Annotated in this window: 13 protein-coding genes; 12 read left to right on the forward strand and 1 reads right to left on the reverse strand. The window is 65.4% G+C overall.

The genetic code is table 11. The features are described from left to right. The first annotated feature begins 14 nt into the window (after window positions 1–14). The 8 genes from DN412_RS20240 (at window position 15) to DN412_RS20275 (ending at window position 9,379) form a co-directional block, all read left to right on the forward strand. Window positions 15–1,700: an AMP-binding protein gene (locus DN412_RS20240; protein ID WP_115213219.1), complete on the forward strand. Its 1,686-nt coding sequence runs from the start codon at window positions 15–17 to the stop codon at window positions 1,698–1,700. Then, complete coding sequence (locus DN412_RS20245; RefSeq protein ID WP_078197004.1) at window positions 1,697–2,122, forward strand: acyl-CoA thioesterase; 426 nt, start codon at window positions 1,697–1,699, stop codon at window positions 2,120–2,122. The genes DN412_RS20240 and DN412_RS20245 overlap by 4 nt, the downstream gene beginning before the upstream one ends. A gap of 45 nt (window positions 2,123–2,167) precedes the next feature. After that, complete coding sequence (locus DN412_RS20250) at window positions 2,168–2,578, forward strand: RidA family protein (protein ID WP_078197003.1); 411 nt, start codon at window positions 2,168–2,170, stop codon at window positions 2,576–2,578. Window positions 2,579–2,913: 335 nt separating this feature from the next. Then, window positions 2,914–4,050, forward strand: a complete 1,137-nt coding sequence (carA, locus tag DN412_RS20255; RefSeq protein WP_078197002.1) for a glutamine-hydrolyzing carbamoyl-phosphate synthase small subunit — start codon at window positions 2,914–2,916, stop codon at window positions 4,048–4,050. 36 nt (window positions 4,051–4,086) lie between these two features. Next, entirely contained in the window at window positions 4,087–4,761 is a 675-nt protein-coding gene (leuE, locus tag DN412_RS20260; protein WP_078197001.1) for a leucine efflux protein LeuE, read from the forward strand. Window positions 4,762–4,850: 89 nt separating this feature from the next. Next, complete coding sequence (carB, locus tag DN412_RS20265) at window positions 4,851–8,099, forward strand: carbamoyl-phosphate synthase large subunit (protein ID WP_078197000.1); 3,249 nt, start codon at window positions 4,851–4,853, stop codon at window positions 8,097–8,099. Between the two features lie 246 nt (window positions 8,100–8,345). Then, window positions 8,346–8,822 carry a transcription elongation factor GreA gene (gene greA, locus DN412_RS20270; protein WP_115213220.1) on the forward strand — a complete coding sequence of 159 codons (477 nt, stop codon included), beginning with the start codon at window positions 8,346–8,348 and terminating at the stop codon, window positions 8,820–8,822. A gap of 53 nt (window positions 8,823–8,875) precedes the next feature. Continuing rightward, entirely contained in the window at window positions 8,876–9,379 is a 504-nt protein-coding gene (locus DN412_RS20275) for a DUF4149 domain-containing protein (RefSeq protein ID WP_115213221.1), read from the forward strand. A gap of 87 nt (window positions 9,380–9,466) precedes the next feature. Here DN412_RS20275 and DN412_RS20280 read toward each other — a convergent pair whose 3' ends face one another. Continuing rightward, a complete protein-coding gene (locus DN412_RS20280; RefSeq protein WP_018007828.1) occupies window positions 9,467–9,970 on the reverse strand; it encodes a YhbY family RNA-binding protein in 504 nt (167 codons plus the stop codon). Window positions 9,971–10,267: 297 nt separating this feature from the next. Here DN412_RS20280 and DN412_RS20285 point away from each other — a divergent pair, with 297 nt between their 5' ends. The 4 genes from DN412_RS20285 to glmM all read left to right on the forward strand — a co-directional run bounded on the left by DN412_RS20285 (window position 10,268) and on the right by glmM (window position 15,383). After that, window positions 10,268–10,933, forward strand: coding sequence for an RlmE family RNA methyltransferase (locus tag DN412_RS20285; protein WP_010814316.1), 666 nt, complete (start codon window positions 10,268–10,270; stop codon window positions 10,931–10,933). Between the two features lie 157 nt (window positions 10,934–11,090). Then, window positions 11,091–12,974: an ATP-dependent zinc metalloprotease FtsH gene (ftsH, locus tag DN412_RS20290; RefSeq protein ID WP_078196995.1), complete on the forward strand. Its 1,884-nt coding sequence runs from the start codon at window positions 11,091–11,093 to the stop codon at window positions 12,972–12,974. Window positions 12,975–13,108: 134 nt separating this feature from the next. Then, complete coding sequence (gene folP, locus DN412_RS20295) at window positions 13,109–13,975, forward strand: dihydropteroate synthase (RefSeq protein WP_208647625.1); 867 nt, start codon at window positions 13,109–13,111, stop codon at window positions 13,973–13,975. A 64-nt stretch (window positions 13,976–14,039) separates the two neighbouring features. After that, window positions 14,040–15,383 (forward strand): phosphoglucosamine mutase, encoded by a 1,344-nt coding sequence (gene glmM / locus DN412_RS20300; RefSeq protein WP_115213223.1) that lies wholly within the window; start codon window positions 14,040–14,042, stop codon window positions 15,381–15,383. Window positions 15,384–15,559 lie beyond the last annotated feature (176 nt).

Genomic DNA, 15,559 nt, shown 5'->3' on the forward strand with positions numbered 1-15,559 from the left:
ACAGGAGATAAGTCATGGCGACCACAGCCCACCTGGATACCTTCGCGCGCGACCGCCTGCCGCCGCCCGACACGTGGCCGGTGTTCCGCTTCAATGCCGATACCGACTACCCGGAGCGGATGAACGCCGCGGTGGAGCTGGTCGATCGCCATGTGCGCGAAGGCCGCGGCGAGCGCATCGCCGTCCGCCATCGCCGCGACGGCAAGATCGAGACAATCACGTATGCGCAATTGGCGGCGCTGGTGAGCCGCATCGCCCATGTGCTGGTCGAGGACATGAAGCTGGTGCCCGGCAACCGGGTGCTGCTGCGCGGGCCCAACAACCTGATGATGGCCGCCAGCTGGCTGGCCACGCTCAAGGCGGGCCTGATCGCGGTGCCGACCATGCCGTTGCTGCGCGCCAAGGAACTGAAGCAGATCATCGACAAGGCCCAGGTCAGCGCCGCACTGTGCGATGCGCGGCTGCGCGAGGAACTCGATGCCAACCAGCTGGCAGGCGGCGAGTTCCATTGCCCGAGCCTGGCACGCGCGCTGTACTTCAACGGTGAAGGCGAGGGTTCGCTGGAGGCGGCGATGGCGGGCAAGCCGGAGACCTTCGACGCCTGCGACACCGCCAGCGACGATGTCTGTCTGATCGCCTTCACCAGCGGCACCACTGGCCAGCCCAAGGGCACCATGCATTTCCACCGCGACGTGCTGGCCATGTGCGACCTGTTCCCGCGCCAGGTGCTGCGCCCGCAGCCGGACGACGTATTCTGCGGCACGCCGCCGATCGCCTTCACCTTCGGGCTGGGCGGCATGCTGTGTTTCCCGCTGCGCATCGGCGCCAGCACAGTGCTGGCGGAGAAACTGTCGCCTGAGATGTTGCTGGAACTGATCCAGGATTTCCGCGCCACCATTGTCTTTACCGCGCCGACCTTCTACCGGCAGATGGCAGCGCTGGCCCCGCGCTATGACCTGTCCAGCCTGAAGAAGAGCGTGTCGGCCGGCGAGGCCCTGCCCGACGCCACGCGCCAGAGCTGGAAGGCGGCCACCGGCATCGAGATGACCGACGGCATCGGCGGCACCGAGATGATGCATATCTTTATCTCCAGCGCCGGCGCCGACGTGAAGCCCGGCGCAATCGGGCGCGTGGTGCCGGGCTATGTAGCGCAGATCGTCGACGAGAACATGCAGCCCTTGCCGCCGGGCCAGGTCGGCAAGCTGGCGGTGCAGGGGCCGACCGGCTGCCGCTACCTGGACGATCCGCGGCAGGCCAACTATGTGAAAGCGGGCTGGAACCTGCCGGGCGATACCTTCGTAGTCGACGAGGATGGCTATTACTTCTACCAGGCGCGCTCGGACGACATGATTATCTCGGCCGGCTACAACATCGCCGGGCCGGAGGTGGAGAGCGCACTGATGCAGCATGAGGCCGTTGCCGAATGCGGCGTGATCGGCGCACCCGACGATGAGCGCGGGCAGGTGGTCACCGCCTATGTGGTGCTGCGCGAGGGCACGGCCGCGGACGACGCCACGCGCACCGCGCTGCAGGACTACGTCAAGCGCCGGATCGCGCCCTACAAGTATCCGCGCCGCATCGTGTTCGTGACGGCGCTGCCGCGCACCGAGACCGGCAAGCTGCAGCGCTTCCGGCTGCGGCAGATGGCGGAGCAGGGCAACGGCAACGGTCGTAACAGCAACGGCGCGGGGAAGCCATGAGCCCCGTGTTCCGCAGCACCGTGCTGGTGCGCTTCAAGCACTGCGACGCCGCGGGCATCGTGTTCTACCCGCGCTACTTCGAGATGCTCAACGACCTGATCGAAGACTGGTTCGGCGAGGCCTTGGGCTGGCCCTTCGATGTCATGCACGGCGAGGGCCGCGCCGGCGTGCCGACCGCCGAACTGGAGTGCCGCTTCCTGGCACCCAGTCGCCTGGGTGAGGTGCTGACGCGCGAACTGCGCGTGCTGAAGCTGGGCCAGTCCAGCTTTACCCTTGCGATCCGCTTCGCCGGCCCGCATGACGATACCCGCATGGAAGTGACGCAGCGGCTGGTCTGCGTCGATACCGGCTCGATTGCTCCGCAGCCGTTGCCCGATGCCGTGCGCGCGGCCATGTCGGCCTATCTGGTCGCCACGGCCTGAGTCCCGGACTCCATTCATCCATAAAGCTATCAACAGGAACACATCATGAAGATCCTGCAACCGCCCGACTGGGCACCCCCGCGCGGCTACGCCAACGGCACCATGACCGAAATGCAGGTCGGCAGCCGCCTGCTCTTTGTCGGCGGCCAGATCGGCTGGACCGGCAAATGTGAATTCGAGACCGACGACTTCGGCCTGCAGGTGGCGCAGGCGCTGCGCAATGTGGTCGCCGTGCTGGCGGCCGGCGACGCGCGGCCGGAACATATCGTGCGCATGACCTGGTATGTGAAGGACAAGGCGGAATATGTCGGTGCCTACAGGGCGATCGGCGAACATTACCGGGCCATTATCGGACGCCACTTCCCGGCGATGACGGCGGTCGAGGTCGCGGACCTGGTGGAGCCGCGCGCCAAGGTGGAAATCGAGGTCACGGCGGTCGTGCCGCCGCAGGCGTAACGCAGCAGGCGCAGGGCAGGGCGGCAGCCGCCGGCGTGGCGGCGCTGCCGCCCTGCCGCGCGCAAGTCCTTGAAAACTTGAGAAATTGGGTGGCGCGGGATATAATTCGAAAGTTTCGCTTTCAGAACCCTTCACCCTAGCGCCTACCGCTTTCCACCTTCCGCCGCCCCCATCCGCGCCGCCTTTGCTGCCCGCACTAAATGTGAAGCAAAGAGCATGTCGCGACCGGATCCGACCGCATCGGCGCAATGCCGCTGCCGCCGTCACGGATCCAGCCTGGGAGGCACGAGGCGTCGATTGGTCGGTCACGGGGTGAGTCCAGCAGGAGCCTACCCGTGTTACCGTCTTTTCCGTCCGCCATTCTCGCGCTAGCAGACGGCACGGTCTTTCGTGGCTATTCCATTGGCGCTTCCGGCCATACCATTGGTGAAGTGGTGTTCAACACCGCCATCACCGGTTACCAGGAAATCCTCACCGACCCGAGTTACTCCCGGCAGATCGTCACCCTGACGTATCCGCATATCGGTAACTACGGGGTCAATCCTGAGGATGTCGAAGCCACGAAAGTCCATGCCGCCGGCCTGATCATCAAGGATCTGCCGATCCTGGCCTCGAACTTCCGCAAGGAGCACACCCTTGCCCACTACCTGAAGCAAGAAAAGGTGGTGGCCATCGCCGGCATCGATACGCGCAAGCTGACCCGTATCCTGCGCGAGAAGGGTGCCCAGAACGGCTGCATCCTGGCCGGCGAAGACAATGTCCAGAAGGCCATCGACCTGGCCCGCTCGTTCCCCGGCCTGGCCGGCATGGACCTGGCCAAGGTGGTTTCGGTCAAGGAACCGTACCAGTGGACCCAGTCCGAATGGAAGCTGGGCGAAGGCTACGGCAAGCAGGACAAGCCGCAGTTCCACGTGGTCGCCTTTGACTACGGCGTCAAGTTCAACATCCTGCGCATGCTGGCCGAGCGCGGTTGCAAGGTCACGGTGCTGCCCGCCCAGGCAAGCGCCGCCGACGCGCTGGCGCTGAATCCGGACGGCGTGTTCCTGTCCAACGGCCCCGGCGACCCCGAGCCGTGCGACTACGCCATCGCCGCCACGCGAGAGTTCATCGAGCGCGGCATCCCCACGTTCGGCATCTGCCTGGGCCACCAGATCATGGCCCTGGCCGTCGGCGCCAAGACCCTGAAGATGAAGTTCGGCCACCACGGCGCCAACCACCCGGTCAAGGACCTGGACGACGGCCGCGTGGTGATCACGTCGCAGAACCACGGTTTCGCGGTCGACGCCGACACGCTGCCGTCGAACGTGCGCGTCACGCACAAGTCGCTGTTCGACGGTTCGCTGCAGGGTTTCGCGCTGACCGACAAGCCGGCGTTCTGCTTCCAGGGTCACCCGGAAGCGTCGCCCGGCCCGAACGACGTGGCCTACCTGTTCGACCGCTTTATCCAGCTGATGACCGACGCGCGCAAGTAAGCGCAGCCGGGAACAGCGCAGACACCGGGACATCCCATGAACGCCTTCATGCATACCGCTTTCGGCATCACCGATTTCTGGACCTATGTGCTGGGCACGATCTTCATCGTGCTGCTGCCGGGGCCGAACTCGATGTACGTGCTGTCGGTGGCGGCGCAGCGCGGCGTGCGCGCCGGCTACAAGGGCGCGTGCGGGGTGTTCCTGGGCGACTTCGTGCTGATGGTGCTGTCGGCGGCGGGCGTGGCCTCGCTGCTCAAGGCCAGCCCGGCGCTGTTCTATGTGGTGAAGTACATCGGCGCGGCCTACCTGGCGTGGATCGGGTTCAACATGCTGCGCGGCGCGCTGCGCAACTGGGCGGCGCGCGGCGAAGCCGCGCCTGCCACGGCGAGCGCACCTGCGCCGGACCAGTCCGACCCGTTCCGCAAGGCGCTGCTGATCAGCCTGCTGAACCCGAAGGCGATCCTGTTCTTCATCTCGTTCTTCATCCAGTTCGTCGACCCGGCCTTTGCGTACCCGGTGCTGTCGTTCGGCGTGCTGGGGCTGGTGTGCCAGATCTGCAGCTTTGCCTACCTGACCACGATCATCTTCGTGGGGGCGAAGCTGGCCGAAGCGTTCCGGCGCCGCCGCCGGCTGTCGGCCGGCATGTCCAGCGGGGTAGGCGCGATGTTCATCGGCTTCGGCGCCAAGCTGGCGACGGCCACGATGAACTGAGCAAGACGATATTTTTGAATCCGGACGGATTCCCTGATTACCGGCGCGGTCCGCAGGCAAGGCGGACCGGCCCATAAAGAGAGCGTGCAATGCCAAAACGCACAGACATCAAGAGCATCCTGATCATCGGCGCGGGCCCCATCATCATCGGCCAGGCGTGCGAGTTCGACTACTCCGGCGCCCAGGCCTGCAAGGCGCTGCGCGAGGAAGGCTTCAAGGTCATCCTGGTCAACTCCAACCCGGCGACCATCATGACCGATCCCAACACGGCCGATGTGACCTACATCGAGCCGATCACCTGGGAAGTGGTCGAGCGCATCATCGAGAAGGAGCGTCCTGATGCGATCCTGCCGACCATGGGCGGCCAGACCGCGCTGAACTGCGCGCTGGACCTGCATCGCCATGGCGTGCTGGACAAGTACAAGGTGGAGCTGATCGGCGCGTCGCCGGAAGCCATCGACAAGGCCGAGGACCGCCAGAAGTTCAAGGACGCCATGACCAAGATCGGTCTGGGTTCGGCCAAGTCGGGCATCGCCCACTCGATGGACGAAGCCATGGCCGTGCAGTCGCGCATTGCCCAGGAAACCGGCTCGGGCGGCTACCCGATCGTGATCCGCCCGTCGTTCACGCTGGGTGGCAGCGGCGGTGGCATTGCCTACAACCGCGAAGAATTCGAAGAGATCTGCAAGCGCGGCCTGGACCTGTCGCCGACGCGCGAACTGCTGATCGAAGAGTCGCTGCTGGGCTGGAAAGAGTATGAAATGGAAGTGGTCCGCGACAAGAAGGACAACTGCATCATCATCTGCTCGATCGAGAACCTGGACCCGATGGGCATCCACACCGGCGACTCGATCACCGTGGCCCCGGCCCAGACCCTGACCGACAAGGAATACCAGATCCTGCGCAACGCCTCGCTGGCCGTGCTGCGCGAGATCGGCGTCGATACCGGCGGCTCCAACGTGCAGTTCTCGATCAACCCGAAGGACGGTCGCATGATCGTCATCGAGATGAACCCGCGCGTGTCGCGTTCGTCGGCGCTGGCGTCCAAGGCCACCGGCTTCCCGATCGCCAAGGTCGCGGCCAAGCTGGCCGTGGGCTACACGCTGGATGAGCTGAAGAACGAGATCACCGGCGGCGCGACCCCGGCCTCGTTCGAGCCCTCGATCGACTACGTGGTCACCAAGGTGCCGCGCTTCGCCTTCGAGAAATTCCCGCAGGCCGACAGCCACCTGACCACCCAGATGAAGTCGGTGGGCGAGGTGATGGCCATGGGCCGCACCTTCCAGGAATCGTTCCAGAAGGCCCTGCGCGGCCTGGAAGTCGGCGTCGACGGCCTGGACGAAAAGTCGTCGGACCGTGATGAGGTCGTCGAGGAAATCGGCGAAGCCGGCCCCGACCGCATCTGGTACGTGGGCGACGCGTTCCGCCTGGGCATGTCGCTGGAAGAGGTCCATGCCGAGACCGACATCGACCCCTGGTTCCTGGCCCAGATCGAAGACATCGTCAAGACCGAAGGCCTGGTCAAGTCGCGCACGCTGGACAGCCTGTCGACTGCCGAGCTGCGCTACCTGAAGCAGAAGGGCTTCTCGGACCGCCGCCTGGCCAGGCTGATGAAGACCGATGCCAAGGCAGTGCGCGAGGCGCGCATCGCCCAGAACGTGCGCCCGGTCTACAAGCGCGTGGACACCTGCGCGGCCGAGTTCGCCACCAACACCGCCTACATGTACTCGACCTACGAGGCCGAGCATGGCGAGTGCGAGGCGCAGCCGACCACCAACAAAAAGATCATGGTGCTGGGCGGCGGCCCGAACCGGATCGGCCAGGGCATCGAGTTCGACTACTGCTGCGTGCACGCCGCGCTGGCGCTGCGCGAGGACGGGTACGAGACCATCATGGTCAACTGCAACCCGGAAACCGTGTCGACCGACTATGACACCTCGGACCGCCTGTACTTCGAGCCGCTGACGCTGGAAGACGTGCTGGAGATCGTCGACAAGGAAAAGCCGGTCGGCGTGATCGTGCAGTACGGCGGCCAGACCCCGCTGAAGCTGGCGCTGGACCTGGAAGCCAACGGCGTGCCCATCATCGGCACCAGCCCCGACATGATCGATGCGGCCGAAGACCGCGAGCGCTTCCAGAAGCTGCTGCAGGAGCTGGGTCTGCGCCAGCCGCCCAACCGCACTGCGCGTGCCGAGGACGAAGCGCTGCGCCTGGCCGAAGAGATCGGCTACCCGCTGGTGGTGCGCCCGTCATACGTGCTGGGCGGCCGCGCCATGGAAATCGTGCATGAGCCGCGCGACCTCGAGCGCTACATGCGCGAGGCCGTCAAGGTCTCGAACGACTCCCCGGTGCTGCTGGACCGCTTCCTGAATGACGCCATCGAGTGCGACGTCGACGCCATCTCCGACGGCAAGCGCGTGTTTATCGGCGGCGTGATGGAACACATCGAGCAGGCCGGCGTGCACTCGGGCGACTCCGCCTGCTCGCTGCCCCCGTACTCGCTGTCGGCCGAGACCGTGGCCGAACTGAAGCGCCAGACCGCCGCGATGGCCCACGGGCTGAGCGTGGTCGGCCTGATGAACGTGCAGTTCGCGATCCAGCAGAACAACGGTGTCGACACCGTCTACGTGCTGGAAGTGAACCCGCGCGCCTCGCGTACCGTGCCGTATGTGTCCAAGGCCACCGGCATGCAGCTGGCCAAGATCGCCGCGCGCTGCATGGCCGGCCAGTCGCTGGACGAGCAGGGCATCGGCGAAGAAGTCATCCCGCCGTACTACAGCGTCAAGGAAGCGGTGTTCCCGTTCAACAAGTTCCCGGGCGTCGATCCGGTCCTCGGACCTGAAATGCGTTCGACCGGCGAAGTGATGGGCGTGGGCAAGGCCTTCGGCGAGGCGCTGTTCAAGAGCCAGCTGGCCGCGGGTTCGCGCCTGCCCGAGAAGGGCACCGTGCTGATTACCGTGAAGGACAGCGACAAGCCGCGCGCCGTCGGCGTGGCCCGCATGCTGCACGACATGGGCTACCCGATCGTTGCCACCCGCGGCACCGCGTCGGCCATCGAGGCCGCCGGCATCCCGGTCAGGGTGGTCAACAAGGTCAAGGACGGCCGTCCGCATATCGTGGACATGATCAAGAACGGCGAACTGGCGCTGGTGTTCACCACCGTGGACGAAACCCGCACCGCGATTGCCGATTCGCGCTCGATCCGTACCTCGGCGCTGGCCCACCGCATTCCTTACTACACCACCATCGCCGGCGCCCGCGCCGCGGTGGAGGGCCTGAAGCACATGCAGAGCCTGGAGGTCTACGACCTGCAGAGCCTGCACGCTTCGCTGGCCTGATGGCCGGAAGGTAAGGCGAAGGCACATCGCAAAAGGCCGGGCGCCCTGCGCCCGGCCACCCCAGGAAGCCCGCCGGAGTTGCTGCCGGCGGGCTTCCTGGCCTAAACTACGTCAAATTCGTCGATCGATGCGGCCTGCCCGCATTCGATCCTGTCTGAAAGCCGCGGTTGAGCGGAAGTGCCCTGGCGGGGTTTGCCAGGGATGGCTCCAGCTCCGCTGCGGCTCATTTTTTTGTTGAACGAAGACATGAGCACCATTCCGATTACCAAGCGTGGCGCAGAGCTCCTGAAGGAGGAGTTGCAGCGCCTGAAGGCTGTCGAGCGTCCGGCGGTGATCAATGCCATCTCGGAAGCGCGCGCCCAGGGCGACCTGTCTGAAAACGCCGAATACGACGCCGCCAAGGAAAAGCAGGCCTTTATCGAAGGCCGCATCCTGGAAGTGGAGGCCAAGCTGTCGGCCGCGCAGGTCATCGACCCGACCCAGCTGGATACCGACGGCCGCATCGTCTTTGGCGCGACCGTGGACCTGGAAGACCTGGAGTCCGGCAGCCCCGTCAGCTACCAGATCGTGGGCGATGACGAGGCCGACATCGACGTTGGCAAGATCTCGGTCAGCTCGCCCATCGCGCGTGCGCTGATCGGCAAGTTCGAAGGCGACGTCGCAATCGTGCTGGCCCCTGGCGGCGAGCGCGAGTACGAAGTCATTACCGTACGCTATATTTGACGCCGGCCCGGCCGGCAGGCTTGCGCCTGCCTGGCCACCGGAAAGACCGGCTCGTGTTCTCCAGTTCCTATAACAATCTGCCGCCGCTGCCGCACCGCATCTTCCTGTTGCTGACGGTACTGTGGGCGGGCAGCCTGTGGACCGTCGGCTACATGGTGGCGCCGACGCTGTTTTCCGTGCTGCCCAGCCGCGAGACGGCGGGCATGATCGCCGGGCACCTGTTCCATACAGAGGCCATCGTCGGTGTCACTATCGGCGTGCTGCAACTGGTGCTGTGCAACGTGATGATCCGGCGCGGCGCCCACCGCTACCGCGGCCTGCGCTGGCTGGTGCTGGGCATGCTGTGCTGCGTGCTGGCGGGTTACTTCGGTACCCAGCCGTTCATGGCCGGCCTGAAGGAAAAGGCGCTGGCGCTGGGCGTCGGGGTTTCGGAGTCGCCTTACAAGGCGCAATTCGGCATGCTGCACGGCGTGTCCAGCGCCTTCTACCTGCTGCAGAGCCTGCTGGCGCTGGCACTGGTGTGGCGCGCTTCGGCGCCGCGTTCGGCCGGAGAGTGAGCCCGGCCGCCGGCACCGCCACGGGCGTGGCGTGCCGGCATCGGGGGCGCCTTGCGGCGGCCCCCTTCATGCTTGAGCTGGCAGCGTTCAGCCCAGCGCCTTCTTCTTCTGGCTGGTCGGACGGGCGCGCGAACGCTTGACGTTACCGCCGGCCGTGACGCGCTCGTTGCCAAGCACCGTGACTTCCTTGCGGGTCGGGCGGCGGTTCGGCGCGGCGCTGGGCTTCTTCACCGTCACCGTGCGCGGAGCGGCGCCGCCGCGGCGGGCGGGGGTGTGGCGGCCGAGGTCTTCCGCCTGGTTTTCCTTCAGGCGGGCTTCGCCCGGACGCCAGACCACCAGCAGCTTGCCGATATGCTGGATCGGCGCGGCGCTGAGCTGGTCGCAGATTTCTTCGTAGATGGCGATGCGGGCTTCGCGGTCATCGCCGAACACGCGGATCTTGATCAGGTCGTGGGCGGCCAGGCTGCGGTCGATTTCGGCCAGCACGGCACGGGTCAGGCCTTCCGCGCCGACCATTACGACCGGGTTCAGGGCATGGGCACGGGAGCGCAGGTCAGAGCGCTGGGCAGGGACTAGTTGTAGAGCGGGCATAAGTTGGCGCTGGTATTGGGCGCTTGAAATAGTGATAGAGCGCTGGGGCGCTGGAAAATCGGGCGCTGCAGCCCGCGCCGGTCGTGACACGGCGGGTCGGGCAAAAACAGGCTGCCGACGGCCGCCGGAGGCGGCAAGCTGGCGGCTGATCAAGGCGCGCCGGCGGTCGGGATGCGGATTGGCGCGTATTATCCGTCAATCCGGCACTGTCGGGCAGCAAAATCATCAAAACAGTAGGAAAACCTTCGTGCGCGGCCCCGAGCGGCGGGCGGAGCAGGGAACAGGCTGGTATCTGGCATGGCAAAGAACAAGTTTAACCATTCGTGGCTGCACGACCACATCAACGATCCGTACGTGAAAATGGCGCAGCGCGAGGGCTATCGCGCCCGCGCGGCCTACAAGCTCAAGGAGATCGACGAGCAGGACAAGCTGATCCGCCCGGGCCAGGTGATCGTCGACCTGGGCGCGGCGCCTGGCAGCTGGAGCCAGTACGCCCGCAACAAGCTGGCGGACTCGCCCCGGGCCAAGGACGGCCGGATTGACGGCGCCGTGGTGGCGATCGACCTGTTGCCGATGGAGCCTGTCGCCGACGTCACTTTCATCCAGGGCGATTTCCGTGAGGAATCGGTCTTCCGCGAGCTGGAAAGTGTGGTGCTGGACGCGTCCGGCGGCAACAAGATCGACCTTGTTTTGTCCGACATGGCCCCCAACTTGTCAGGTGTAGCCTTTGCCGATGCAGCCCGGATCGAGTACCTGTGCGACCTGGCGCTGGAATTTGCGCAGGCCCACCTTAAGCCGGAGGGGGCATTGCTGGTAAAGTGTTTCCACGGGAGCGGCTATAGCCAGATCGTGGAAAAGTTCAAACGGCACTTCAAAGTGGTCGCGAAGCGCAAGCCTAAGGCGTCGCGCGACAAGTCTTCCGAGACCTTTATCCTTGGGCGCTACCTCAAGGCGGTGGATTGACCGATCTCGATATAAGCCAGGGCGGAATCAGGAATGTAGGGGAAAGTGCCCCCACCCGGTGCTATCGGCATCATAGTTTCTCTGTTTCCCCTCGAGGGCGGGCACTGCATTACAATGCAGCTATCCGTTGGCAAGGCAATTGCAAAGGAGTTCGGCCTTGAATAACAACCTGTTTCAAAAGGCGGCAATCTGGCTCGTGATCGCGCTGGTGTTGTTTACCGTCTTCAAGCAGTTCGACAAGCCCCGTGCGCAGGACAGCGTCACCTATTCGCAGTTCATGGATGACGCCAAGAACGGCAAGGTGTCGCGTGTCGACGTGCAGGGCCGCAACCTGGTGGTCTCGCCTAAGGAAGGCGCCAAGTACACCATCATCTCGCCGGGCGACATCTGGATGGTCGGCGACCTGATGAAGTACGGCGTCCAGGTGACCGGCAAGGCGGACGACGAACCCAACGTGCTGGTTCAGGCCCTGTATTACCTCGGGCCGACCCTGCTGATCATCGTGTTCTGGTTCTACATGATGCGCCAGATGCAGGGTGGCGGAAAAGGCGGCGCTTTCTCATTCGGCAAATCGCGTGCGCGCCTGATCGACGAGAACCAGAATGCCGTCACGTTCCAGGACGTGGCCGGCTGCGACGAGTCCAAGGAAGAAGTCGTCGAACTGGTCGACTTCCTCAAGGATCCGCAGAAATTCCAGAAGCTGGGCGGGCGCATCCCGCGCGGCGTGCTGCTGGTCGGCCCTCCGGGTACCGGCAAGACGCTGCTGGCGCGCGCCATCGCCGGCGAAGCCAAGGTGCCGTTCTTCAGCATCTCGGGTTCCGACTTCGTCGAAATGTTCGTCGGCGTGGGTGCTGCCCGCGTGCGCGACATGTTCGAGAACGCCAAGAAGCAGGCGCCCTGCATCGTGTTCATCGATGAAATCGACGCGGTCGGCCGCCATCGTGGCGCCGGCATGGGCGGCGGCAACGACGAGCGCGAGCAGACCCTGAACCAGATGCTGGTCGAGATGGACGGCTTCGAGGCCAACTCGGGCGTGATCGTGATCGCCGCGACCAACCGTGCCGACGTGCTGGACAAGGCGCTGCTGCGTCCGGGCCGCTTCGACCGCCAGGTCTACGTGGGCCTGCCGGATATCCGCGGCCGCGAGCAGATCCTGAAGGTCCATATGCGCAAGGTGCCGATCGGCAACGATGTCGATGCGTCGATCATCGCGCGCGGCACGCCGGGCTTCTCGGGCGCCGACCTGGCCAACCTGGTCAACGAAGCTGCACTGTTTGCCGCCCGCCGGAGCAAGCGCGTGGTCGACATGCAGGACTTCGAGGACGCCAAGGACAAGATCTATATGGGTCCGGAGCGCAAGTCGACGGTCATGCGCGAGGAAGAGCGCCGGGCCACGGCTTACCACGAGTCGGGCCATGCGGTGGTGGCCAAGCTGCTGCCCAAGGCCGACCCGGTGCACAAGGTCACCATCATGCCGCGTGGCTGGGCGCTGGGCGTGACCTGGCAGCTGCCGGAGCATGACAAGTATTCGAAGTACAAGGACAGCATGCTGGAAGAGGTTGCCATCCTCTTCGGCGGCCGCGCGGCGGAAGAGGTCTTCCTCAACGCCATGAGCACCGGCGCTTCCAACGACTTCGAGCGCGCCACCAAGATCGCCCGCGACATGGTGACCCGCTTCGGCATGAGCGATTCTCTGGGTGCCATGGTGTACGTGGATACCGAGCAGGACGGCATGTTCGGCAAGCTGTCGTCGAAGACCGTGTCGGAAGCCACGCAGCAGAAGGTCGACGCCGAGATCCGCCGCATCATCGACGAGCAATATGCGCTGGCCAAGCGCCTGCTCGAAGAGAACCGTGACAAGGTCGAGGCCATGACCAACGCGCTGATGGAGTGGGAAACCATCGACGCCGACCAGGTCAACGACATCATGGCCGGCAAGCCGCCGCGCCCGCCGCGCAGCGCGTCGGGCCCGAACGGTGGCGGCAGCACGCCTTCGGGTGGCTCGCCGGTGGCGCCGACCAATGCGCCCGCGACGGCCTGATCCTGCGATCGTCCCACTGACGACGCCGTCGTGATGGCTGCGTAGTATCTGTCCCTGAAGCCGGTGCCTGGTGCACCGGCTTTTCCTTTTTGCGCGGCAACCGTCGCGCGCGTATTGACTGAAGCATTCCTACCTTGCAGCAGAGTTCTCAGACCCGGTATTTCCAGTGCGGCCGTTTCCGCTTTGCCCTGGACCAGCGCCCGCTGGTGATGGGCATTCTCAATGTCACGCCCGATTCCTTCTCCGATGGCGGCCAGCACACCAGCCGTGATGCGGCCTTGCGCCACGCCGAGCAGATGATCGCCGAGGGCGTGGACATCATCGATATCGGCGGCGAATCCAGCCGGCCCGGTTCGGCGGCGCTGCCGCTGGAAGAAGAACTGGCGCGCGTGATCCCTGTGGTGGAAGCGCTGCGCGACTGCGGCAAGCCGCTGTCGATCGATACCTACAAGCCCGAGGTCATGCGTGCCGCGCTTGCGGCCGGAGCCGATCTCATCAACGATATCTGGGGTTTCCGCATGCCGGGCGCGGTCGAGGCCGTGGCGGCGGGGCAGGCGGGCCTGTGCGTGATGCATATGCAGCGCGACCCGCAGACCATGCAGGAGGACCCGCACTACGACGACGTGGTCGCCGAGGTGGCACAGTTCCTGGCCGAACGCATCGACATGCTGCGCGCTGCCGGCATCGACGCCGCGCGTATATCCCTCGATCCGGGGTTTGGCTTCGGCAAGACGCCGGATCATAATCTGCGCCTGCTCGGGCAATTGCCGCGGCTGGCGCTGGAGGGCCTGCCGGTACTCGCGGGCATTTCGCGCAAGTCGACGCTGGGCGCGATCCTGGGCGGCCGGCCACCGCAGCAGCGCATTGCCGCCAGCATCGCCGCGGCCGTTTGTGCGGTGGAGCGCGGTGCGTTTATTGTCCGAGTGCATGATGTGGAACAGACCGTGGACGCTGTGAAGACCTGGTGGGCCGTGCGCAATGAATCCGTCGGCGCGGTCTGAACCACCCGGGTACAGCCAGGCAGCACAACGCATACAGAACATAGAACAGAGAGGGAAACAGCGAATGACACGCAAGTATTTCGGGACAGATGGCGTGCGGGGTAAGGTCGGCGACGCGCCGATCACGCCGGACTTCGTGATGCGCCTGGGCCATGCCGCCGGCAAGGTGCTGGCCCACGGCGCCAAAACCGGGCAGGGCAAGCCGACCGTGCTGATCGGCAAGGACACGCGCATTTCGGGCTATATGCTGGAAGCCGCGCTGGAAGCCGGCTTCACCTCGGCGGGCGTGCACGTGCTGCTGACCGGTCCGCTGCCGACGCCCGGCATCGCCTACCTGACACGGGCGCTGCGGCTGTCCGCCGGCGTGGTGATCTCGGCCAGCCACAATCCTTACTATGACAACGGGATCAAGTTCTTCTCGGCCAACGGTGACAAGCTGCCGGACGCGGTCGAGGCGGCGATCGAGGCTGCCATCGACGAGCCGATGGTGTGCGCGCCGTCCGACGACCTGGGCCGCGCCCGCCGCATCGACGATGCCGCGGGCCGCTATATCGAATTCTGCAAGAGCACCTTCCCGTATGAACAGGACCTGCATGGCCTGAAGCTGGTGGTCGACTGCGCCCACGGCGCGGCCTATCACATCGCGCCGCCGGTATTCCATGAACTGGGCGCCGATGTGGTGGCGATCGGCAACCAGCCGGACGGCCGCAATATCAACGCCGGCTACGGCGCCACCGCGCCGGAGAAGCTGATCGAGGCGGTCAAGGCCAATGGCGCCGACCTCGGCCTGGCCTTTGACGGCGATGCCGACCGCCTGCAGGTGGTGGATGCGGATGGCCGCCTCTACAACGGCGACGAACTGCTGTATCTGATCGTGCGCGACCGCCAGGCCGCCGGCCATGTGGTGCCGGGTGCCGTCGGCACGCTGATGACCAATATGGCGGTGGAACTGGCGCTCAAGCGCCAGGGCGTGGACTTCGTGCGGGCCAAGGTGGGCGACCGCTATGTGCTGGAAGAACTGAACAAGCGCCACTGGACACTGGGCGGCGAGGGCTCCGGCCACCTGCTGTGCCTGGACCGTCACAGCACCGGCGACGGCATCGTGTCGGCGCTGCAGGTGCTGGGCGCACTGCGCCGCAGCGGCAAGACGCTGGCGCAGCTGCTCGACGGCGTGAAGCTGTTCCCGCAGACGCTGATCAACGTGCGCGTGCAGAAGGGCTTCGACTGGCAGACCCATGCCGGCCTGCAGGCGGCGCGCGCGGCGGTGGAGCCGGAACTGGAAGGCCGTGGCCGGGTGCTGATCCGTGCCTCCGGCACCGAGCCGGTGGTGCGCGTGATGGTCGAGGCCGAACAGGCTGAGATGGCCGAGCGCGCAGCCAGGACGCTGGCGGATGCGCTGGGCGCCTGATACGTCCCACCCTCGATAAGAACGCCGGGCTTCGACCCGGCGTTTTCTTGTGTAGTAACGCAATTAACCGCTGTCATATTGCGCCGGCATGACAGCTGGATTGCAACGGCGAACCCTTGCTGGAGGCCGGTTTCAAGAAGATTTAAAGATGTCACGGAATTGTCATACAGGGAGCA

The organism is Cupriavidus lacunae, from assembly GCF_003353055.1.
GTDB classification, from domain to species: Bacteria; Pseudomonadota; Gammaproteobacteria; order Burkholderiales; family Burkholderiaceae; genus Cupriavidus; species Cupriavidus lacunae.